This is a genomic window from Kribbella sp. NPDC055071 (genome assembly GCF_053608045.1).
Map to the genome: position 1 here is coordinate 1 of NZ_JBSGUS010000039.1, position 20146 is coordinate 20146.

A 20146-nucleotide genomic window follows, 5' to 3' on the forward strand; every position below is an offset into this window, starting at 1 on the left:
TCGAAGATCGCGCAGCGACGCCGAAGGCGCCCTTGACGCACACCACCGCGACCAGCACCATCACGCAGCGGAGACCGCGAACCACAGTCCCTCCGCAAGGGCCCGACCCAACCACAGCCGACCGCGCAAACCACACGAGCGGCGTATCCAGGATCCGCGCCTCCGCCGAAGGCGGCAGTAGGACACGTACCGCGTAGCGGTGTCCGGTGGGCTCGGCGGCGGGGGTCAGCCGCCGGAGACGCCTAGTTCGGCTTCGGCTAGGTCGACGGTGAGGCCGTCGGTGTCGTCGAGCCAGCCTTGGGGCAGGACGATGTGGTCGCGGGGGCTGCCTTGACGGCCTCGGGGGGCGCCTAGTTCGGCTACTGGGAAGGGGATGGTCGGGTCCAGCTGGGACAGGAGCTCGTCCAGGCGAGGCAGCGAGTCGACCATGCCGAGGGCGGCGCGGAGCTCGCCGCCGGCCGGGAAGCCCTTGAGGTACCACGGGACGTGCTTGCGGAAGTCGCGGAGACCGCGCTGCTCCCCCATCAGGTCGGCGAGCAACTCGCCGTGACGGCGCATGACGGTTGCGACCTCGCCGAGCGTCGGCAGGTTGAGTGCCTCACCACCGGCGAACGCGACCGCGAGATCGCGGAACAACCACGGCCGGCCGAGGCATCCGCGTCCGACGATCACGCCGGCGCACCCCGTCTCGGCGACCATCCGCAGCGCGTCGCCGGCTTCCCAGATGTCGCCGTTCCCGAGCACCGGGATACTCACGTGCTCGACCAGGGCAGCGATCGTGGTCCAGTCGGCCTGACCCGAGTACGCCTGCGCCGCCGTCCGTCCGTGCAGCCCGATCGCCGCGGCACCCGACTCCTCCGCGATCCGGCCCGCGTCGAGGTACGTCTGGTGGTCGCGGTCGATCCCGATCCGCGTCTTCATGGTGACGGGTACGCCGTACGGCGTAGCGGCATGGACCGCGGAGCGCAGGATCGCACCGAGCAGGTTGCGCTTCCACGGCAGCGCGGCACCGCCACCCTTGCGGGTCACCTTCGGGACCGGGCAACCGAAGTTCAGGTCGATGTGGGCGACGCCGTACTGGTCGCAGAGGATCTGCACCGCACGGCCGATGTACGTCGGGTCCACGCCGTACAGCTGGACCGACCGAACGGTCTCACGCGCGTCGAACGTGAGCATGTCGAGTGACTTCTGATCGCCCTCGACGATGCCGCGCGATGTGATCATTTCGCACACGTACAGACCGGCGCCCTGCTCGGCACACAACCGCCGGTACGCCGCATTCGTGATACCGGCCATCGGCGCCAGCACCACCGGCGTGTCGATCGTGAGATTGCCGAGCTTCACCATCAGGCCTTCGCCACCAGGACCTGACCGTTGCCCGAAACCTGTGCTTTATAAGGCTGTACGGCGTTCGCCGTCGTCGTCACGTCGCACCCGATCGGCGCACCGGAATGCTTGACCACGGCAACATCGTCCATCGTGCAGGTCACCTTCGCGGCGCCCTGCACCGACCGCAGTACCGCGTCGACGACCTTCGCGCGAACGATCGCGACGGACTCCGAGGTGAACTTGTACGACGCGCTGTACTGCTTCGCGTCGACCGTCAACGTCCCGCTGTACGACTTCCCGGCGTACGTGACCGTGCAGGTCAGCTCGTGCTGCCCTGCCGTTTCCACGGTCTCGATGCCGGGGCACTTGACCGTGGTGGTCGCGGCGCGGCCGGCCGCGAGCTGCGCCTGCTTGGCGATCGCGAACCGGATCCGCGCAGCCAACGGAGCGTCGGCGGCGGGCGCACCGGTCACCTTCGGCGTCGGCCAAGGCTTGGTCGGCGTCGGAAGTGGGGTCAGCGAGGGCGTCGACGCGGTCGGAATCGGAGCGGTCGAGGGCGGCGCCGACGACGGCTGACCGGTGGAGCCCGGCGCCGAGGGCGAGCTGCCCGCGGCCGGCGTGCTGTCCGAGCAGGCGGACAAGAGGAACACCGCGAGCGCGGACAGGCCGAAAACAGCCAGCCCACAGTATTTGACCGAACCGAAGGGCAGCCGATCCCTCGAGAGCGCCATCGTCAGCAACCCACCAGGTGCTGCGCCAGGTAGCCGGTCACCTCGGTCAGCGCGACCCGCTCCTGCTTCATCGAGTCACGCTCGCGAATCGTCACCGCCTGGTCCTCGAGCGTGTCGAAGTCGACGGTGATGCAGTACGGCGTACCGATCTCGTCCTGGCGGCGGTAGCGACGGCCGATCGCGCCGGCGTCGTCGAAGTCGACGTTCCAGTTCCGCCGCAGCTCGGCGGCCAGGTCACGCGCCTTGGGCGAGAGGTCGGCGTTGCGGGACAGCGGCAGCACGGCGGCCTTGACCGGCGCGAGTCGCGGGTCGAAGCGCAGCACGGTCCGCTTGTCCACGCCGCCCTTCGCGTTCGGCGCCTCGTCCTCGGTGTACGCGTCGAGCAGGAACGCGAGCACGTTGCGGGTCAGGCCGGCCGCGGGCTCGATCACGTACGGCGTCCAGCGCTCGCCCTTCTCCTGGTCGAAGTAGGACAGGTCGGCGCCGGAGTGCTTGGAGTGCGTGGACAGGTCGAAGTCGGTCCGGTTCGCGATGCCTTCGAGCTCGTCGAAGTCCTTGCCGCCGAAGTTGAACTTGTACTCGATGTCGACGGTCCGCTTCGAGTAGTGGCTCAGCTTCTCCTTCGGGTGCTCGTACATCCGCATGTTCTCCGGGTTCAGCCCGAGGCCGGTGTACCAGTCCCAGCGCGCCTTCAGCCAGTACTCGTGCCACTCCTCGTCGGTGCCGGGAACGACGAAGAACTCCATCTCCATCTGCTCGAACTCGCGGGTCCGGAAGATGAAGTTGCCCGGGGTGATCTCGTTGCGGAAGCTCTTGCCGACCTGGGCGATGCCGAACGGCGGCTTCTTCCGGGCGGTGCCCATCACGTTCGCGAAGTTGATGAAGATGCCCTGCGCGGTCTCCGGGCGGAGGTAGTGCAGGCCCTCCTCGGACTCGACCGGACCGAGGTAGGTCTTGAGCAGGCCGTTGAACATCCGCGGCTCGGTGAACGTGCCCTTGTTGCCGCAGTTCGGGCAGGCGATCTCGGCGAGCTTGACCTCGTCGACGTCCTTGTTCTTGCGGCGGGCGTAGTCCTCGCGCAGGTGGTCGTCGCGGAACCGCTTGTGGCAGGACTGGCACTCGGTCAGCGGGTCGACGAACTCCGACAGGTGCCCGGAGGCCTCCCAGACCTTGGTCGGGAGGATCACCGAGGAGTCCAGGCCGACGATGTCGTCACGGCTCGTCACCATCGCGCGCCACCACTGGGTGCGGATGTTGTTCTTCAGCTCGACGCCGAGGGGTCCGTAGTCCCACGCCGATTTGGTGCCACCGTAGATCTCGCCGCACGGGTACACGAAGCCTCTCCGCTTACTGAGGCTGACGACGGCATCGACGGTATCCACGGGCACTCTTCGACTCCAGTTTGGTGGTACAGGAAAGGTCCAGGCTATCGGGCCGGAGTGGCCCTCGTCGCATCCGTGCCGGTAACCGGCCGGCGACCCAAGGCAAACGTCAGCCCAGACCGACGAACTCGGTCAGGTCGTCGTAGGCGGTCGGCTCGTCGATCGCCTCCGACAGCAGCGGCACCGCCGCCACCTTCACCTCGTACGGCGAGAGCGCGCGGCGGTAACTGCCGATGTTGTCCCACTCCATACTCAGCGCGAGCAGCTCGGGGTCGTCGGCGTTCCGCCCGGTCCGGGCCGCGACGAAACCCTTCTGCCGCGACAGCACCTCGACGGCGGTCTCCAGCCGGCTCACGAACTCGGTCTGGTCGGCTTCGTCGACCTTGAACCTGATCACCACGAACACCCACGACAGCGTACGACGTCACGCTCCGCGACCACCACTCAGGCCAGGTCCGCGGCTTTCAGCAGAAGATCCCGTACGGCGGTCGCCGCGACCGGACCGTCCGGCGCGAGGGCGGCGTCCGTACTGAGGAAGACCGGCCCGTCCTCGGGCGACTCCGGCAGGCGCCCGTGAGACCCGCGGACGATGGACGGGTCGAGCGGGACGACCTGCATTGCGTACCGCAGACCGACCTTCTTACGCAGCAGGTACGACGCCGCCCGCGGCTTCACCCAGCGATCGGCCGGATCGAAGAACAGCTCGGCCGGGTCGTAGCCGGGTTTGCGGTGGATCTCCACTCCCCTGGCGAAGTCCGGCGCGCGTTCGTCGTCGAGCCAGTAGTAGTACGTGAACCACGAGTCCGGCTCGGCCACGGCGACGAGTTCACCCGCGCGCTCGTGATCCAGTCCGTACGCTCGCTTGCCTTCGGCATCGAGTACCTCAGCGACCCCCGGCAGCCCCGCGAGAAGCTTGCTGACGGCATCGATATCCGCCGGATCCTGCACGTAGATGTGCGCGAGCTGGTGATCCGCAACTGCGAAAGCCCTTGAGCTCCAGGGATCCAGGTACTCCATCCCGTCCTGTGTGTGTACCTCCAGCAGGCCCTCACGCCGCAGCAACCGGTTGATGTCGACCGGCCGCGCAACATCGGTGATCCCGTACTCCGACAGCACTACGACCGTTGCCCCCTTGGCTTCGGCGTCGTCGAGCAGCGGAGCCAGGACAGCGTCCAGCTCGATCGCGGCCCGGGTCGCCTCGACCGAGGACGGGCCGAAGCGCTGCAGGTCGTAGTCCAGATGCGGGATGTAGGTGAGCAACAGATCCGGGTTGTCCTGGGCAAGGATCTGGCGTGCGGCGGCAACGATCCATTGGCTCGACTTGACCCCGGCGGTCGGACCCCAGTACTGGAACAGCGGGAAGTCGCCGAGCTCGTTCGTCAGCCGGTCGTGCAACTCGACCGGACGGGTGTAGCAGTCGGGTGCCTTCTTGCCATCCGCGTAGTAGATCGGCCGCGGCGTGACCAGCAGGTCGGTCTCGGCGCCCATCGCGTACCACCAGCAGACGTTGGCCACCTTGTAACCGGGTTCCTTGCGGCGGGCCAGATCCCAGAGCTTGTCGCCCTGGACGAGCTTGTTGTGCTGGCGCCAGAGGAACACCTCGCCGAGGTCCCGGAAGTACCAGCCGTTGCCGACGATGCCGTGATCCGATGGCATCGAACCGGTGAGGAAGGTCGCCTGCGCCGAACAGGTGACGGCCGGCAGTACGGTTCCGAGTTCGCGGCTCAGCGGCAGCGCTCGCAGCCGGGGCATCCGGCGCAGCAGCCGCGGAGTCAGCCCGACGACGTCGATCACGACAACCTGTTTGCTCATTTGATCTCCTCGAGGCCCAGGCCGGTCAGCCGATCCCGCAGCCAGGCCAGTTCGCTCGCGATGCCTTCGGCGAGTTCCTGCTGATTGCGGGGTGCGGACGGGAGTACGGACCAGGTGTAGGTCTCCGACTCCAGGTGTTGGGTCAACGGATGCTCGCCGCCAACCAGATGCTTGAGGCTGTCTTCCAGTACGCCGGTCGTGCTCGTGAGCGGCGGGCGTGGCGCGGCATGCACAGGGACATGGAAATGCACGCGCCACGGTGCCTGCCCGGGCAGCTCGGCGATCTCGTCGAGGTTGTCGACCCCAGGCCCGCCAGACTCGCGGGTCTGGTGCAGGAACTTCGGCTCGGCGAACTCCTGCAGGAGCTCCCGCGCGACGGGATCGGCTGGATCCGGCACGTGGAGCGCGGCCGAGACCTGGCTCTTCACGACCTCCACGCCGGCCCGGGCCAGCACCGCGAAGGTGTCCGCGGGATCTTCGAACTGGACCGCCAAGTGACAGGTGTCCAGACACAACCCGAGCACCGAGCGGTCGGCGTACGGCGCAAGCCAGTGGGCCGCCTGCGGAACCGTCTCGACGATGCAGCCGGGCTCGGGCTCGATCGCGACCCGGATGCGGCGGCCGGTGGTCGCTTCGACCTGGATCAGCTCATTCTCCAGCCGGTTGACGGCATCGCGGGCTGCGGTGTCGCGGGTGCGGTCCCACGGCGTCCGCCAGGCGAGCGGGAGCGTCGAGATCGAGCCGTACGACGCGTCGCCGGGGAGGAGCTGACCGAGTACGCGGACCAGGTCGAGGGTGTAGTCGAGGCGGGCAGCCTCGGTCCAGTCCGGCTTGTAGACCTTCTTGCCCACGACGGGATCGTGGAACCCGGCGTACGGGAATCCGTTCAGCGTGACGACTTCCAGACCGTTGCGATCCAGCGCGCGGCGCAGCGCGGCGAGTGCGTCGGGTGAGTTGGCGAGACGATCGGCCAGCGTGTGAGCCAACCACAGACCGACGCCCAGGACGGGTACGTCGAGCTCCTTGCGGACGAGGCTGGAGCAGCCGTCCAGCTGCGCGATCACGCCATCCAGGTCTTCGGCCGGGTGGACGTTCGTACAGTAGGCGAGGTGGACGGTCGAGCCGTCGGGATGGCGGAATCTCATGGCCTCGCACCTCGCAGAATCGAGTTGCCTTCAAAGGTGTCCGCGGCCTCGGTCTCAGTCAGGTCGAGGCGGCCGGACTGGCCGTAGAAGGCGACGGGGTTGCGCCAGAGCACCTGATCGACATCGTCGTCGGTGAATCCGGCGGCGAGCATCGCCTGACCGGTCGCGTAGGTTCGGAGCGGGTCCGACTTGCCCCAGTCGGCGGCGGAGTTCACCAGAATCCGCTCGGTGCCGAACTCCTGCAGGATCACCACCATGCGATCCGGATCCATCTTCGTGTCGGGGTAGATGGAGAAGCCCATCCAGCACCCGGAGTCCGCGACCTCCTTCACCGTCACCTCGTTGAGGTGGTCGACGACAACTCGCTCCGGCGCGAGTCCGGACTCCTTCACGACGTCCAGGGTGCGGGTGGTACCGGCGGCCTTGTCGCGATGCGGAGTGTGCACGAGCACGGGCAGCTCGAACCGTTGCGCCAGCTCGAGTTGCTGCGCGAAGATCTCGTCCTCCGCGGGCGTCATCGAGTCGTACCCGACCTCGCCGACAGCGACGACACCGTCCTTGGCCAGATACCGCGGAAGGACTTCGAGCACCTCACGGCACCGCGGATCGTTCGCCTCCTTCGGATTCAGGGCGATCGTGCAGTGATGCCTGATCCCGTACTGCGAAGCCCGGAACGACTCCCAGCCGATCAGCGCATCGAAGTAGTCCACGAACGAACCCACGCTGGTCCGCGGCTGCCCCAGCCAGAACGCGGGCTCCACGAGCGCCTGCACGCCGTGCTCAGCCATCGCGGCGTAGTCGTCGGTGGTCCGTGACGTCATATGGATATGTGGATCGAAGATGCGCATTGTCAGACCCTTCTCAGGACGGTGAGACGGCTTGCTTCAGATGCGAATTCAGGTGCGATTTCAGGTGCGGCTCAAGTACGGCGCAAGGTCCGGCGGGATCACCCGCCCGGCAGCGGCTCGCTCGGCGGCGAAGTCCGTCATCATCCGGACGAGCTCGTCGTCGCGGCGTTCCGGCAACCCGTCGACCGCGCCGAGCGGAATGCCGGCGAACACACACTTCAGCACGGCCTGCCGGAACGATGCCTGCGGCAACCACTTGGTCGCGTACGGGCCGAGCGCCGCGGCCACAAGGCGCTGGTCGTTGGTCCGGATCGCGTCGTCGACGATCGACAGCGCGGCATCCCCCAGCTCCCCGAGGAGCGGCAGGGCCTTCAGGACCGCGAGCTTCTCGGCGGCATCGCCGTACCGGTAGATCGTCAGCACCTCGTCCACGGGCTGACCGACCAGGAGGAGCGCCCGAACCGCCTGGTCAGTCGTCCATTCAGCGCTCAGTTGCTTTCGACCGACCTTCCGGCCGACCGCGGGAAAGACTTCACCCACTGGTTGCCTTCGGGCTTCAATCAACCAATCCTCCGCCTCCGGCGGGAGCTGGCTCTCCAAGTCCGTCATCCCGAGAACCTTTCCAGGAAGGCGATCGACTCCCGGGCCACAGTCGGTGCCGCGTGTGAGTGCCTGGGCAGCTCGACCGCCACCAGACCCTGGTAGTCGATCGCGCGAAGCGCCTCGAAGACCTCGGCGAAGTCGACCTCACCGGTACCGAACTCGAGGTGTTCGTGCACGCCCCGGCGCATGTCGTCGATCTGGACGTTGACGAGGTACGGCGCACCCGTGGCGATGCAGGTGGCGGGTGGGGTGGGTTCGTTGCAGACGAGGTGACCTATGTCGAGCGTGAGGCCGAGGGTCTCGCTACCCACATCCGCCTGCAGTTTCAGGTAGCCCGAGAGGTCGTCGAGGAGCATGCCAGGCTCCGGTTCGAGACCGAGTCGCACGCCGCGGCCGGCGGCGTACCCGACGAGTTGGTTGCAGCTGGCAACGAGTCGGTCCCAGCCGAGCTCCGGCGAGACGTCGGGCGGAAGGGTGCCGGACCAGAACGAGACCGCGTCGGCGCCGAGGTCGGCGGCGACGTCGACGGCGCGTTCGAGGAGTGCCATCCGCCGCTCCGAACCGTCCGCGTGGAGCAGCGTGGGCTCGTGCTTGCGATAGGGGTCGAGTACGTAGCGGCCGCCGGTCTCGATCACCACCGAGAGGTTGTGCTCGGCAAGCAACTTGCCGACCGCGGCGGTCCGTTCACGCAGCCCTGGGCCGAACGGGTCGAGATGGTTGTGATCCAGCGTCAACGCGACCCCGTCGTACCCGAGCTCCGCGATGACGGCCAGTGCCTCGGGCAACCGATGGTTGGCGAACCCGTTGGTCCCGTAACCGAGCCTCATGTCGGCGACACCTTCCGCGCGAGGGCCCGCGCCAGCGGCAGCACGGCCGCCAACCCGGCCCCTAACCGCGGAGCCCCACCGCGAGCGCACCACGCAGCCTGCAGAGGCACCAACCCGTGGATCCCAGCTCCCACTGCTTTGCGGATGTTGGGTGCACTTGGTTCTTGCGCTGCCGCGAGCTGGGCCGGGGCGACAGCCCGCGTATACAAGCCGGCCAACGTTGCCGCGATCCCGCCGCCACTGGCGGTGGCCGCGCTGATCGCGGTGGTCGCCACCAACGCGGAGCGGGCCGGCAGTGGTGTGGAACCGTGCACCTCGCCGCGGGAGAGGGTGGTGACGGCGAGGATGTGGGTGCCGATGGCAAGGGCAGGCGCCCAAGCCTTGCGGCGGTCGTCGCCGGCGCCCACCAGGACGTCCATCGAGCGGGTGGCGGCCATCACCACGGGACCTGCCGGCGTGTTCTTGGCGGCCAGGTCGTAGGCCCAAGCGGTGGCGGCCAAGGCTGCAGTGGTCTTGAGCGTAGACCGGCCGCCAGAGATCGCGCTCAGGACGAGGCCGGCAACCGTGAGACCCGTCGCCAGGCCAAGGGCTGTGCGCGGGGCCACTCGGCCAGATGGGATCGGGCGTTCCGGCCGTTCGACGGCATCCAGGTCGCGATCGGCCCAATCGTTGAGAGCCATGCCGGCCCAGTAGATCGAGATGGACGAGGCGGCCAGGCCGGCCAGGCGGGCGGGGCGAAGGTTGCCGGCAGCAACGGCTCCGGCGAGTACGTCGCCTGGGACGGTGAGGGCGGCGGGAGCTCGCACCAACTCGATCAGGTCGGCGAGGCGAGCGCGCTTCAGCATTCGCGGATCCAGCGGACCAGTTCGTCGTACTGGCGGGACAGAGCGTGTTCCGTGGAGTCGATCGGGTCCTTGAAGAAGAAGCCCAGGAATGGCATCGAGCCGACGTGGCCGCGGTCGAGAGCCAGGGCCGAGAGGCGAGCCAGATCGAGGACCAAGGGCGCGGCGAGCGCCGAGTCGCAGCCCTGCCAGGTGAACTGCAGCGTCATCCGAGTACCCAGGAAACCGGAGAACATGATGTGGTCCCAAGCCGTCTTCCAGTCGCCCATCGGCTCGACGTAGTCGATGTGCACGTCCCCCGCGACCTCACCGAGCATGTCGGCGAGTCCGCGTTCCTTGGAGATGCCCTTCGACGCGGCCGCGAGCGGGTCGGCGAGGGTCGCGCCGTCACCACCGCCGAGCAGGTTGGTGCCGGACCAGGCCTGCACCGGCAGAGCGCGCTGGACGAACATCGGCGCCAGGACACTCTTCACCAGCGTCTCGCCGGTCTTCGCGTCCTGCCCGCCGAACGGCACGCCTTTCTCCACCGCCCAGGCCCGGACGACCGCGGGCTTGATCGAGGTCGACGGCGTGAAGTCGACGTACGCCGCGCCCGCCTCGAACGCGGCCAGCGCCCCCAGCGAACTGTCCGGCAAAACCTCCCGCACAGCCAGCGCTTCCCGCAGCTCACCGAGCTCAGAGATCTCGACCTCGTACGGCGCCTCCGTGGAAGCCACGTTGATCGCGACCACCTGCTCGAGGTCGTGCCGGAGCCGGAACGCGCGGATGTCCTCGGCCATCCGTCGTACCACCGCGAGCTGGTTGGCTTCCGACCGCACCAGCACGATGTTGCCTTCGGCCTCGACCAGCTCGGCAGCGATCAAGCCAGGTAGGCCCGCCGGCAGGACGCCGCCGGCGACGAGGCGTTCGACCTGCTTGGTCAGCGGTGTCTCCACGACGTCGTGACCGCCGAAGACCAGGTGATCGGTGGGGACGAGACCGGCCGCCGCGAAATCGGGCAGCTCGGTGACCACGCCCGAGGGTGGGGCTCCGTTCTTGAGGGCGGCCGCGCCTGCGATGGTCGTGGTCGCGACCGATCCCCTCGCTCCGAACAACCAGACACCAACGCGTCGACGCATCCGTGGCTCCTCACGAGTCCAGCCACGGATGGTGATAGTGAGCGGACGATCCGTGACTCGGGTGGAACTCTAGATCGGGGCCCGGCCCGTTGGGAAGAAGCTGCCGGGCAGACTTCCGCAGGATGGCGGCAACATTCGGGCAAAATCCCGACGTCACGATCGGCCCCACGACCTGGAACAGCGGCCTGGAACAATGGGGCGCATGAGTTCCCAGGGCAGTCAGCCGGTGAGCCCGCTCCGGCAGCGGATCACGAAGATCAGTTACCCGTATGTGGCCAAGCTGCACGGGATGCCGAAGCTCACGCTGCCCGGGATCACCCTCGTCCTCGCCCTGGTCGGCGTCTTCGCGCCCGTCCCGGCCGCGGTCCCCGCCCTGCTGCTGCTCGCGCTCCTGCTCGCCTGGCTCGGTTTCCTGTCCTGGCCGGTCATCGCCGGCGGCGCCAAGTTCTTCCGGATCTTCTCGGTCCTGGTGATCTTCTTCTTCGCCGTCTGGCGGATCGCGGGCAACTAGTCTCGCCCGAGGCTGTCGTAGGCCGCTTCTACGGCGGCGTCACGCAGCTCGCTCACCGGGGTGTGGTCGATCATCACCGCACAGTCCGAGAGGCCACCGAGGGCGACCATCGCGCGGACCTGGTCGGCCAGCGACGGCGTCGTACCGATCAGGAGCTCGGTCAGCTGCTGCCGCCATTCGATGAACCGCTCGGCCAGCTTGAGTTCGTGCATCACCGACAGGTCGCGGATGGCCAGCTGGATCACGACCCGGTGCTTGTAGGCGAGATCGAAGTACGAACCGAGCAGCTCCCGTGTCTCGACGGGCGCCGCTGCCTGCTGCTCCGCCGCGTACGCCTCGAAGTCGGCGATCAGCGGCTGGACCAGGCTGCTCAGCAGGTCCTCCCGCGAGGCGAAGTGGTAGTAGAGCGCCGGCTTGGTCACGCCGAGGCGTTCGGCGATGTCGCGCAGGCTGGTCTGCTGCAGCCCGCGCTCGGAAAACAGCTCGATCGCGACCTGCTGGATGCGCGCCTTGGTGTCCCCGGTCCGCTGTCTGGGCATACCTCACACTTTAACTGACCTTCCGGTCAGTAAACCCTTGACAGCACCGAAACCTATTTGTTTACCTTCCGGTAAGTAAACAAATTCTCAGGGGGTTGCGATGAAGGTCTTGATCTCAGGCGCGAGCGTCGCCGGGCCGGTGCTCGCCTACTGGTTGCACCACTACGGTTTCGAGCCGACCGTTGTCGAGCGCACACCCGCGCTGCGGCACGGCCTCGGCGGCCACGCGGTCGACCTGTTCGGCCCGGCGACCGAGGTCGCCCGGCGGATGGGTTGCCTGGACGCCATCGAGGCGGCCAAGACCGGCATCGACGCAATGACGATCGAGCGGTTCGGCCGGAGCCCGATCCACATCGACCTCAGCCGCCTGTACGCCGGCATCTCCAGCAGCCACGTGGAGATCCTCCGCGGCGAGCTGACCAAGATCCTGTACGCCGCTACCCGCGACTCCACCGAGTACCTCTTCGGCGACTCGATCGCCGCGCTGGACGACGACGGTTCCGGTGTCGACGTCACCTTCGAATCCGGCGATCGCCGCCGGTTCGACCTCGTGCTCGGAGCCGACGGCATGCACTCGAACGTTCGTCGACTGGCCTTCGGACCCGAGGAATCGCTGCGCCGGCCGCTGGGCGGATACCTCTCGGTCTTCTCGATGCCCGGAGACCAGGACCTGGGCAGCAAAGTCTGGTCCCACTTCTCCATCGACAGGCTCGTCGCCGTGTACCGCGTCCGTCAGACCGGTCAGAACCGCGCGTCCTTCCTGTTCCGAACGCCCCACGAGCTGCGGTACAACTACCGCGACAAGGACGAGCAGAAGGCCTTGCTGGCCAAGGAGTTCGACGACTACGGGTGGCGCGTGCCGCAGTTCCTCGAGCATCTGGACGCGGCCGAAGACTTCTACTTCGACTCGATCTCGCAGATCACGCTCGACAGCTGGCACCGCGGCCGGGTCGGGCTGGTGGGCGACGCCGGCTTCTGTCCGGCACCGGCTGTCGGTGGTGGCACGAGCCTTGCGATCGTGACGGCGTACATCCTGGCCGGCGAGCTGGCAGCGGCCCGCAGCGATCTGCCGTCAGGCTTGTGCAATTACGAGAAGGCGGTCCGGCGGCTGGTCGACCTCAGCCGGAAGGTCGGGCCGAACGTGATGCGCTCGATCATCCCCAGCAGTCCGCTCACACTCCGGACCACACCAATCGCCGCTGCCGCGGTCTCGAAGCTGCCCACACTGGTCCAGCGCTTCCTCTGGTCCCAGAACGCAGTCGGCAGAGCCTTCACCGGCGTCCGTCTCCCCGACTACACCAGGCCTAGCAGCGTGCAGATCAACGGGTAGTGCACCCGCGAGTCGCCGTACGCGTGACGCAGATACCGCTCAGGTGCACTAGGTGGTAGCGGCATACGTCCCGTTGATCTGCACAGGTCTAGTGGATGGGTTTCAGGCCTAGGGCGACCAGGTGGTCGCGGAGCCAGCGGAGTTCTTTGGCTATGCGCTTGGCTAGTTGCTGTTTGGTGCGGGGTGGGCGTTCCCAGGCGGAGACCTCGGACTCCAGGTGATGGGTGAGGGGGTGCCCACCGCCGACCAATTTGTTCAGGCAGTCCTCCAGACCGAGGACCGTGGATGAGAGTGGCGGCGGCGGAGTGGTGTGGGCGGGGAGGTGCGCATGCATGCGCCAGGCCGCGTGTCCCGACAGTTGGTAAGCCTGCGCCAGATCGTCGACGCCTGGCCCACCCCACTCGCGCACCTGCCGCAGGTACTTCGGAGTGCCGAGGAGGCTCAGTGCGTACCGACCGGCCAGATCAGATGGATCCACGAGGGTCGGTGCCACGGACAACTGGGCCTTCACCACGTCCACACCGGCTCGCCATAACGTCTCGAACGCATCCGCCGGCTCCTCGAACTGCACGGCGAGATGGCACGCGTCGAACCCGAGTCCGATCCGCGAGGAACCGGCGTACGGGCTTGCGTACCGACTCAGCCAACCTGCGGCCTGGCCGATCATCTCGAGGACGGCGCCGGGTTCGGGCTCGATCGCGAGTCGGATCCGGCGGCCGGTGCGCGTCTCGGTCCGGGCGAGATGCTGCTCGACCCTATCGAACGCCGCCCGCGCCGCCGTGTTGCGCGCCTTCGACCACGGCGCCCGCCAGGCGAGCGGCAGCGTCGAGATCGAGCCGTACGACGCGTCCGTCGGCAGCAAGTCGGCGAGTACGTCGATGAGGTCGAGCGTGTAACGCAGTCGCTCCGGCTCAGTCCAGTCCGGGCGGAAGAGTTGCGTGCCGACGACTGCATCGGTGAAGAAGTCGTGCGAGATGCCGTTCAGCGTGACGACTTCCAAGTGGTTGCGGGTCAGCGCTCGGCGCAGTTTGGTCAGAGCCGCCGGGGAGTTCGCCAGCCGGTCGGCCAGCGGACTCGCGAACCACAGGCCGACGCCGAGCATCGGCACGTCCAGCTCCTTGCGGACCAGCGCCGCGCAATCGTCCAGGCCGGTGATCACACCGTCCAGGTCCTCGGCCGGATGGACGGTGGCGCTGTACCCCACATGGACGGTCGAGCCGTCCCGATGACGGAACCTCATCAGCTCTCCTCACCCCGTTGAGCCACAGAAGGTAGTCATGGGCGGACTCTCTGTGACCTAGCTGCACTGTAAGAGCCGAACAGGGTCAGCGGAAGGGCTGATTTTCGGTTAGCCCCCGGTTGCTGGGGTGTGGATGTGTTCGGGCTCGACCGCGATCAGCTCCTTGGAGCGGTCGGCGACGGCCATCGCGGCCAGGGCGGTGGTGAGCGGGACGGCCGCGATGATGCCGAGGCTGCCGACGAGACCGCGGACGATCTCCATCGCGACCGTCTCGGTGGACAGGACGTACGACACGGGCAGGCCCTGGATCGCGAAGGTGATCAGGATCGGCATCGCGGCTCCGGCGTACGCGAGAACGAGGGTGTTGACCACCGAGGCGACGTGGGTGCGGCCGATCCGCAGGCCGGCGCCGACGAGCTCGCGGCGGTTCGCGGCCGGGTTCGCCGCGGACAGCTCCCAGACGGCGGCCGCCTGGGTGACGGTGACGTCGTCGAGGACACCCAGTGCGCCGATCACCATGCCGGCGACGAGCAGACCGGACAGGTTGAGGTTGGGCGCGAACTGCTTGGCCGCCGACGCCCCATCGGACGCAAGCCCACTCAGCTGGCAGATCTTGGTGAAGAACCATCCGAGCACCACGGTCAGCCCCAACGCGGCGATCGTGCCGGAGAGCGCTATCGAACTCTCCGCATTGATCCCGTGCGTGAGGAACAGGGCTATCGCCATGATCACGGCACCGCCGACCACCGCGACCACCAGCGGATTCGAGCCCTTGAGGATCGCGGGCAGGATGAACTGGGTCAGCATCACCGCAGTCACCGCCAGCGCGATCAACGCCGCGAACCCACGCCACCGCGACAGCGCCACCACGGCGATCGCGAAGATCACGGTCAGCAGCAACAGCGGCTTGGTCCGGTCGTGGTCGATGTACTGGTACCGGTCGGCGATCGTCTTCGCGTTCGACTGCACGCCGAGCATGATCGTCTCGCCGACCTTGACCGGGATCGGGACCTGACCGGCCTTCGGGACCTGGACCGGCGCCAGCTTCCCCTTGTCGTCACCGTTGCTGATCTTGACCGACGCCTCGTCGCACTGATCCTTCGCATCCGCGCAGGCCTTCAGGGACAGGATCTCGCCGCGCGCGGTATGGGTCTGGTACGACGAGACCTTCACCCCACCACCCGGCCACATCACGATCATCAGAATCACGGCCGCGGTGATCAGCGGGATCAGGACCGCGGCGACGACGATCCGGACCCGGCGAGCCACGACGGCGTCGTTGTTCACCACCGAGGTGTCGACCACGTGGTCCCCGCCGTGTCCGTGCCCATGCCCATGCCCGTGACCCACAGGAATGTCCAGGCGGCGCTTGCGGTTACTCCGGTGGTCGGCGCGTCGGCGCCCGACGTTGCGGCTGGCCATCGGTGTACTCCCTGTTTTGACAATGACTTCCACTTAAATGAAAATGATTGTCATGATTTCTCGTGCTGTCGTCGCCGGCGCCGCGCTGGCCACCCTCATCCTGGCGGGATGTGGTGGCCCGGCCGCCAACAGCTCCGGTGGCGACAAGCTCGACGTCGTGACTTCGTTCTACCCGCTCGAGTTCATCGCCCGCACAGTGGGGGGCGACGCGGTGGACGTGACCACCCTGACCGCGCCGGGCGTCGAGCCGCACGATCTGGAGCTGACGCCGAAGCAGGTCGGCCACATCGCGACCGCCAAACTCGTCGTGTACGAGAAGGGCCTGCAGCCGGCTGTCGACGAGGCGATCGACCAGAACGCGAAGGACGCCGGCTTCGACGTCGCACCGGTCGCCAAGCTCGAGTCCACCGGCGCCGACTTCGAGGAGCACCAGCCCGGCGAGGCCGAGCCGGCGGCACACCGCGACGACGCGCCGGACCCGCACTTCTGGCTCGACCCGCTGCGGTATGCCGATGTCGTCAAGGCGGTCGAGGAGAAGATGGTCGCCGCCGACAGCGCGAACGCCGTGGGCTACCACGCGCGGGCCAAGGCCCTGCTGGCTCAGCTCTCCACGCTCGACGCCGACTTCAAGACCGGGCTGGCGCACTGCAAGCTCACCACGTTCGTGACGAGCCACCAGGCCTTCGCGTACCTGGCGAAGCGATACGGTCTGACGATGGTCGGCATCGCCGGGTTCACGCCCGATGCCGAGCCGACCCCGTCGCGGATCAAGGAGGTCCAGGACATCGTGAACGACGAGCACGTGACCACGATCTTCTACGAGGAGCTGGTCAGTCCGAAGGTGGCCGAGACGATCGCCCGGGACGTCGGCGTCCAAACCGCCGTACTCAGCCCGATCGAGGGGTTGTCGGACGCGAACTCGTCCGAGACCTACCTGACTCTGATGCGAGCCAACCTGCAGGAGCTCCGGAAGGCGAACGGCTGCGCGTGACCGCACAGGAATCCTCTTCGAAGGCCGTCCAGGTCGCCGATCTCTCGGTCGATCTGGGCGGTCGACTCATCTTGCGCGGCGTCGATCTGGAGATCCGCCAGGGTGAGGTCGTCGCGGTCCTCGGGACGAACGGCTCCGGCAAGTCCACACTGATCCGCACCATCGTCGGTCTGCTCCCCGCCCTCCGCGGTCAGGTCCGCCTCTTCGGTACGCCGGTCCCCCGGTTCCGGCAGTGGAGTCGGATCGGGTATGTCCCGCAACGCATCACCGCGTCCGGCGGCGTACCGGCGACTGTGTACGAGGTCGTGTCATCGGGTCTGCTGTCGAAGCGGCGGATGTTCACGCCCTTGGGGGCGGCCGGGAAGGAAGCGATCGAGCGGTCGCTGGAGATTGTGGACATGGCCGACCGGCGTAAGGACGCGGTTGCTGAGCTGTCCGGTGGGCAGCAGCAGCGGGTGCTGATCGCGCGGGCGCTGGTCTCCGATCCGGAATTGCTCATCCTCGACGAGCCGACCGCCGGCGTGGACCTGGCCAGCCAGCAGATCTTCGCCGACGCGATCCGCGAACGGGTCGCCCGCGGTACGACTGTCGTGATGGTCAGCCACGATCTGGGGCCCATGGACGCGCTGATCGACCGTTCCGTCGTACTGCGCCGCGGCCGGATCGTGTACGACGGACCTCCGCACGCCTCCCAGACCCACGCGCACGTCCACCACTCCCACACCGACGACGAACCTGGGTGGCTGACCTCATGACCCTGTTCGAACTCGAGTTCATGCAGCGGGCGTTGATCGCCGGACTGCTGACGGGACTCTCGGCGCCGGCGATCGGGACGTTCCTGGTGCAGCGGCGGTTGTCGTTGATGGGTGACGGGATCGGGCACATCGCAATCACTGGTGTCGCTCTGGGGTTGCTGACCGGTACGGCGCCGGTGTTTACCGCGATCATCGTGTCTATTGCCGGTGCGACCGCGATCGAACTGGTGCGGGCGCGTGGCAAGGCCAGTGGGGACGTAGCGCTCGCACTGCTCTTCTATGGCGGTATCGCGGGTGGTGTGCTGCTGATAGGCCTGGCCGGCCAAGGTGCGTCGACTCTCAACACCTATCTGTTCGGTTCACTCACCACGGTGTCGCAGAGCGACCTCTACGTCGTCGTCGGACTCGCTGTGGCCGTGTTGGTGGTGGCGATCGGCTTGGGACCGCAGTTGTTCGCGGTGTGCCAGGACGAGGAGTTCGCGCGTACGACGGGACTCCGGGTCCAGCTGCTGAATCTGCTGATCGCCGTGATGGCTGCGGTGACTGTGACCGTGGCCATGCGGACTGTGGGGCTGCTGCTGGTCAGTGCGCTCATGGTGGTCCCAGTGGCGACGGCGCAGCAGTTGACGCGGTCCTTCCGCAGTACATTCGTCACCGCGTGCCTGATCGGCGTGACTGCGTGTCTGGCCGGCATCGTGACGTCGTACAACGCGAATGTGGCTCCGGGCGCGACCATCGTCGTACTGGCGCTGGCCGGGTTCGTGGTGGCTGCGACGATCGGGACGCTGCTGCGGCGGCGGTCCGGACGGGCGCTTCCACTCGAGGACGAGGAGCCGGAGATCGGCGTACCGGCACCGGAACCGCATGTGGTCAGTCCGCGGCATCCGCACGCGCACAGCCAGGCCTGTGGACACAAGAAGGTCGAGCACGGCGACCACGTCGACTATGTACACGACGGGCATTTACATGCCGCTCACGGAGATCACTGGGATGAGCACTGACGCCGACTTGCCGACTTCTGCGAGAATTGGTGTGTTACCGCGGGAAAACGGTGACGAGAGGACAGGAGGAACGGTGGCCATCGGAACACGCTCGACCCGTCAGCGCGCGGCGGTGGCAACCGCGTTGGAGACCCTGGACGACTTCCGGACCGCCCAGGAGATCCACCAGGAGCTCCGGGGGGCCGGTGAGGCCGTCGGTCTGACCACCGTTTACCGGACGCTGCAGGCGCTGGCCGACTCTCGCGAGGTCGACGTACTCCGGACCGCCGACGGCGAAACGGCGTACCGGCGCTGTTCGAAGGGTCACCACCACCACCTGGTCTGCCGCAACTGCGGACGCACCGTCGAGGTGGAAGGTCCGGCCGTCGAGCGCTGGGCCGACAAGGTTGCGGCCGAGCACGGCTACGCCGACGTCAGCCACACCCTCGAGATCTTCGGCACCTGCTCGGACTGCCAGACCGTTTGAGTGGCTGATCTCGGGTCAGAACACGACCACTGAGCGGAGGACGTCGCCGTGATGCATCTTGGTGAAGGCGGCTTCCACCTCGTCGAGGGCGATGGTTTCGGAGACGAAACGGTCCAGGGGTAGGCGACCCTGCAGGTGGAGGTCGATCAAGAGCGGGAAATCGCGGGTCGGCAGGCAGTCGCCGTACCAGCTCGATTTCAGTGATCCGCCGCGACCGAAGAAGTCGAGCAGCGGCATCTCCAGGGTCATGTCCGGCGTCGGTACGCCGACAAGTACGACGGTGCCCGCGAGATCGCGCGCGTAGAACGCCTGCTTCCAGGTCTCCGGACGCCCGACCGCGTCGATCACCACATCCGCGCCGAACCCACCGGTCAGCTCCTGGACCGCCGCGACCACCCCGTCGTGATCGAGGTCCTTGGAGTTGATTGCGTGGGTGGCACCCAGTTCCTGGGCCACGGTCAGCTTGCGGTCGTCGATGTCGATCGCGATCACCTTGGCCGCGCCTGCCAGGCGGGCTCCGACGACTGCCGCCGTACCGACTCCACCGGAACCGATCACCGCGACGGTGTCACCGCGGCCGACGTTCCCGGTGTTGAGGGCGGCCCCGAGGCCGGCCATCACGCCACAGCCGAGCAGGCCGGCGACCTCAGGCTTGGCGGCCGGGTCGACCTTCGTGCACTGACCGGCGGCGACCAGCGTCTTGTCGGCGAACGCGCCGATCCCGAGCGCCGGGGTGAGCTCGGTGCCGTCGCTCAGCGTCATCTTCTGCTGGGCGTTGTGCGTGTTGAAGCAGTACCACGGGCGACCGCGCAGGCAGGCGCGGCAGTTCCCGCAGACGGCCCGCCAGTTCAGTACGACGAAGTCGCCGGGCGCGACATCCGTGACACCCTCCCCGACCGACTCCACGATCCCGGCCGCCTCGTGGCCGAGCAGGAAGGGAAAGTCGTCGTTGATGCCGCCCTCGCGATAGTGCAGATCGGTGTGGCAGACCCCGCACGCCTGGATCTTCACCACCGCCTCCCCCGGACCGGGATCCGGGATCGTGATCTCCTCGATCGAGACCGGAGCACCCTTGCCCATCGCCACCACACCACGCACCGTCTGAGCCATGCCCCGAAACTAACGGCTCCGACCCGATCCCGTCAGCCCTTGGCGTGCCGCCCGACAGGACGTAGCCGTCTACGTACATCCCTTCCCCCGCCTGACCACGCCCGCCCGGACCTGCCCGAGCCGACTATGTCCTGTCGAGCTGCA

General features: G+C 67.5%; 21 protein-coding genes. 6 read left to right on the plus strand and 15 right to left on the minus strand.

Going from position 1 to position 20146, the window contains the following annotated elements; all coding sequences use genetic code 11:
- Positions 1–225: 225 nt before the first annotated feature.
- From dusB to ACWF4Z_RS36430, 11 genes are all read right to left on the minus strand, one after another.
- The gene (gene dusB, locus ACWF4Z_RS36380; protein ID WP_452247774.1) at positions 226–1347 is read right to left on the minus strand and encodes a tRNA dihydrouridine synthase DusB; all 1122 of its coding nucleotides are present in this window, start codon (positions 1345–1347) and stop codon (positions 226–228) included.
- Positions 1347–2060 (minus strand): hypothetical protein, encoded by a 714-nt coding sequence (locus ACWF4Z_RS36385; protein ID WP_452247775.1) that lies wholly within the window; start codon positions 2058–2060, stop codon positions 1347–1349. Before ACWF4Z_RS36385 ends, dusB begins: the two co-directional genes overlap by 1 nt.
- A gap of 2 nt (positions 2061–2062) precedes the next feature.
- Positions 2063–3448, minus strand: a complete 1386-nt coding sequence (locus ACWF4Z_RS36390; RefSeq protein WP_452247776.1) for a glycine--tRNA ligase — start codon at positions 3446–3448, stop codon at positions 2063–2065.
- Between the two features lie 103 nt (positions 3449–3551).
- Entirely contained in the window at positions 3552–3848 is a 297-nt protein-coding gene (locus ACWF4Z_RS36395) for an antibiotic biosynthesis monooxygenase family protein (protein ID WP_452247777.1), read from the minus strand.
- 38 nt (positions 3849–3886) lie between these two features.
- Entirely contained in the window at positions 3887–5254 is a 1368-nt protein-coding gene (locus ACWF4Z_RS36400; RefSeq protein WP_452247778.1) for an alkaline phosphatase family protein, read from the minus strand.
- Entirely contained in the window at positions 5251–6399 is a 1149-nt protein-coding gene (eboE, locus tag ACWF4Z_RS36405) for a metabolite traffic protein EboE (protein WP_452247779.1), read from the minus strand. The genes ACWF4Z_RS36400 and eboE (ACWF4Z_RS36405) overlap by 4 nt, the downstream gene beginning before the upstream one ends.
- Complete coding sequence (locus tag ACWF4Z_RS36410) at positions 6396–7247, minus strand: TatD family hydrolase (protein ID WP_452247780.1); 852 nt, start codon at positions 7245–7247, stop codon at positions 6396–6398. Before ACWF4Z_RS36410 ends, eboE (ACWF4Z_RS36405) begins: the two co-directional genes overlap by 4 nt.
- Before the next feature lie 60 nt (positions 7248–7307).
- Complete coding sequence (locus ACWF4Z_RS36415) at positions 7308–7856, minus strand: EboA domain-containing protein (protein ID WP_452247781.1); 549 nt, start codon at positions 7854–7856, stop codon at positions 7308–7310.
- Complete coding sequence (locus ACWF4Z_RS36420; RefSeq protein ID WP_452247782.1) at positions 7853–8677, minus strand: sugar phosphate isomerase/epimerase family protein; 825 nt, start codon at positions 8675–8677, stop codon at positions 7853–7855. Before ACWF4Z_RS36420 ends, ACWF4Z_RS36415 begins: the two co-directional genes overlap by 4 nt.
- Complete coding sequence (locus ACWF4Z_RS36425; RefSeq protein WP_452247783.1) at positions 8674–9522, minus strand: SCO3242 family prenyltransferase; 849 nt, start codon at positions 9520–9522, stop codon at positions 8674–8676. The genes ACWF4Z_RS36420 and ACWF4Z_RS36425 overlap by 4 nt, the downstream gene beginning before the upstream one ends.
- Positions 9516–10637, minus strand: a complete 1122-nt coding sequence (locus tag ACWF4Z_RS36430; protein WP_452247784.1) for an inositol-3-phosphate synthase — start codon at positions 10635–10637, stop codon at positions 9516–9518. The genes ACWF4Z_RS36425 and ACWF4Z_RS36430 overlap by 7 nt, the downstream gene beginning before the upstream one ends.
- 172 nt (positions 10638–10809) lie before the next feature.
- Here ACWF4Z_RS36430 and ACWF4Z_RS36435 point away from each other — a divergent pair, with 172 nt between their 5' ends.
- The gene (locus ACWF4Z_RS36435; protein ID WP_452247812.1) at positions 10810–11148 is read left to right on the plus strand and encodes a DUF6703 family protein; all 339 of its coding nucleotides are present in this window, start codon (positions 10810–10812) and stop codon (positions 11146–11148) included.
- Here the strand turns inward: ACWF4Z_RS36435 and ACWF4Z_RS36440 are convergent.
- Positions 11145–11687 carry a TetR/AcrR family transcriptional regulator gene (locus ACWF4Z_RS36440; RefSeq protein ID WP_452247785.1) on the minus strand — a complete coding sequence of 181 codons (543 nt, stop codon included), beginning with the start codon at positions 11685–11687 and terminating at the stop codon, positions 11145–11147. The genes ACWF4Z_RS36435 and ACWF4Z_RS36440 overlap by 4 nt on opposite strands.
- Positions 11688–11787: 100 nt before the next feature.
- Here ACWF4Z_RS36440 and ACWF4Z_RS36445 point away from each other — a divergent pair, with 100 nt between their 5' ends.
- The gene (locus ACWF4Z_RS36445; RefSeq protein ID WP_452247786.1) at positions 11788–13017 is read left to right on the plus strand and encodes an FAD-dependent monooxygenase; all 1230 of its coding nucleotides are present in this window, start codon (positions 11788–11790) and stop codon (positions 13015–13017) included.
- 88 nt (positions 13018–13105) lie between these two features.
- Here the strand turns inward: ACWF4Z_RS36445 and eboE (ACWF4Z_RS36450) are convergent, their stop codons facing one another.
- Positions 13106–14257 (minus strand): metabolite traffic protein EboE, encoded by a 1152-nt coding sequence (gene eboE / locus ACWF4Z_RS36450; protein ID WP_452247787.1) that lies wholly within the window; start codon positions 14255–14257, stop codon positions 13106–13108.
- A gap of 108 nt (positions 14258–14365) precedes the next feature.
- Complete coding sequence (locus ACWF4Z_RS36455; protein ID WP_452247788.1) at positions 14366–15679, minus strand: YibE/F family protein; 1314 nt, start codon at positions 15677–15679, stop codon at positions 14366–14368.
- A gap of 52 nt (positions 15680–15731) precedes the next feature.
- On the opposite strand from ACWF4Z_RS36455, the gene ACWF4Z_RS36460 reads away from it, so the two are divergent.
- The 4 genes from ACWF4Z_RS36460 (at position 15732) to ACWF4Z_RS36475 (ending at position 18892) form a co-directional block, all read left to right on the plus strand.
- Positions 15732–16670, plus strand: a complete 939-nt coding sequence (locus tag ACWF4Z_RS36460; protein ID WP_452247789.1) for a metal ABC transporter substrate-binding protein — start codon at positions 15732–15734, stop codon at positions 16668–16670.
- The gene (locus ACWF4Z_RS36465) at positions 16667–17425 is read left to right on the plus strand and encodes a metal ABC transporter ATP-binding protein (RefSeq protein ID WP_452247790.1); all 759 of its coding nucleotides are present in this window, start codon (positions 16667–16669) and stop codon (positions 17423–17425) included. The genes ACWF4Z_RS36460 and ACWF4Z_RS36465 overlap by 4 nt, the downstream gene beginning before the upstream one ends.
- The gene (locus ACWF4Z_RS36470) at positions 17422–18426 is read left to right on the plus strand and encodes a metal ABC transporter permease (RefSeq protein ID WP_452247791.1); all 1005 of its coding nucleotides are present in this window, start codon (positions 17422–17424) and stop codon (positions 18424–18426) included. Before ACWF4Z_RS36465 ends, ACWF4Z_RS36470 begins: the two co-directional genes overlap by 4 nt.
- Positions 18427–18499: 73 nt before the next feature.
- Positions 18500–18892 carry a Fur family transcriptional regulator gene (locus ACWF4Z_RS36475; protein WP_452247792.1) on the plus strand — a complete coding sequence of 131 codons (393 nt, stop codon included), beginning with the start codon at positions 18500–18502 and terminating at the stop codon, positions 18890–18892.
- 15 nt (positions 18893–18907) lie between these two features.
- Here ACWF4Z_RS36475 and ACWF4Z_RS36480 read toward each other — a convergent pair whose 3' ends face one another.
- A complete protein-coding gene (locus ACWF4Z_RS36480; RefSeq protein WP_452247793.1) occupies positions 18908–20002 on the minus strand; it encodes an S-(hydroxymethyl)mycothiol dehydrogenase in 1095 nt (364 codons plus the stop codon).
- Positions 20003–20146 lie beyond the last annotated feature (144 nt).

What these genes read in the sequence shown, in the direction of transcription:
- ACWF4Z_RS36445 (WP_452247786.1), top strand. Translation starts at nt 11,788, where the DNA reads ATGAAGGTCTTGATCTCAGGCGCGAGCGTCGCCGGGCCGGTGCTCGCC.
- eboE (WP_452247787.1), bottom strand. Translation starts at nt 14,257, where the DNA reads ATGAGGTTCCGTCATCGGGACGGCTCGACCGTCCATGTGGGGTACAGC.
- ACWF4Z_RS36430 (WP_452247784.1), bottom strand. Translation starts at nt 10,637, where the DNA reads ATGCGTCGACGCGTTGGTGTCTGGTTGTTCGGAGCGAGGGGATCGGTC.
- ACWF4Z_RS36480 (WP_452247793.1), bottom strand. Translation starts at nt 20,002, where the DNA reads ATGGCTCAGACGGTGCGTGGTGTGGTGGCGATGGGCAAGGGTGCTCCG.
- ACWF4Z_RS36385 (WP_452247775.1), bottom strand. Translation starts at nt 2,060, where the DNA reads ATGGCGCTCTCGAGGGATCGGCTGCCCTTCGGTTCGGTCAAATACTGT.
- eboE (WP_452247779.1), bottom strand. Translation starts at nt 6,399, where the DNA reads ATGAGATTCCGCCATCCCGACGGCTCGACCGTCCACCTCGCCTACTGT.
- ACWF4Z_RS36460 (WP_452247789.1), top strand. Translation starts at nt 15,732, where the DNA reads ATGATTTCTCGTGCTGTCGTCGCCGGCGCCGCGCTGGCCACCCTCATC.
- ACWF4Z_RS36400 (WP_452247778.1), bottom strand. Translation starts at nt 5,254, where the DNA reads ATGAGCAAACAGGTTGTCGTGATCGACGTCGTCGGGCTGACTCCGCGG.
- ACWF4Z_RS36470 (WP_452247791.1), top strand. Translation starts at nt 17,422, where the DNA reads ATGACCCTGTTCGAACTCGAGTTCATGCAGCGGGCGTTGATCGCCGGA.
- ACWF4Z_RS36420 (WP_452247782.1), bottom strand. Translation starts at nt 8,677, where the DNA reads ATGAGGCTCGGTTACGGGACCAACGGGTTCGCCAACCATCGGTTGCCC.
- ACWF4Z_RS36410 (WP_452247780.1), bottom strand. Translation starts at nt 7,247, where the DNA reads ATGCGCATCTTCGATCCACATATCCATATGACGTCACGGACCACCGAC.
- ACWF4Z_RS36455 (WP_452247788.1), bottom strand. Translation starts at nt 15,679, where the DNA reads ATGGCCAGCCGCAACGTCGGGCGCCGACGCGCCGACCACCGGAGTAAC.
- ACWF4Z_RS36425 (WP_452247783.1), bottom strand. Translation starts at nt 9,522, where the DNA reads ATGCTGAAGCGCGCTCGCCTCGCCGACCTGATCGAGTTGGTGCGAGCT.
- dusB (WP_452247774.1), bottom strand. Translation starts at nt 1,347, where the DNA reads ATGGTGAAGCTCGGCAATCTCACGATCGACACGCCGGTGGTGCTGGCG.
- ACWF4Z_RS36415 (WP_452247781.1), bottom strand. Translation starts at nt 7,856, where the DNA reads ATGACGGACTTGGAGAGCCAGCTCCCGCCGGAGGCGGAGGATTGGTTG.
- ACWF4Z_RS36440 (WP_452247785.1), bottom strand. Translation starts at nt 11,687, where the DNA reads ATGCCCAGACAGCGGACCGGGGACACCAAGGCGCGCATCCAGCAGGTC.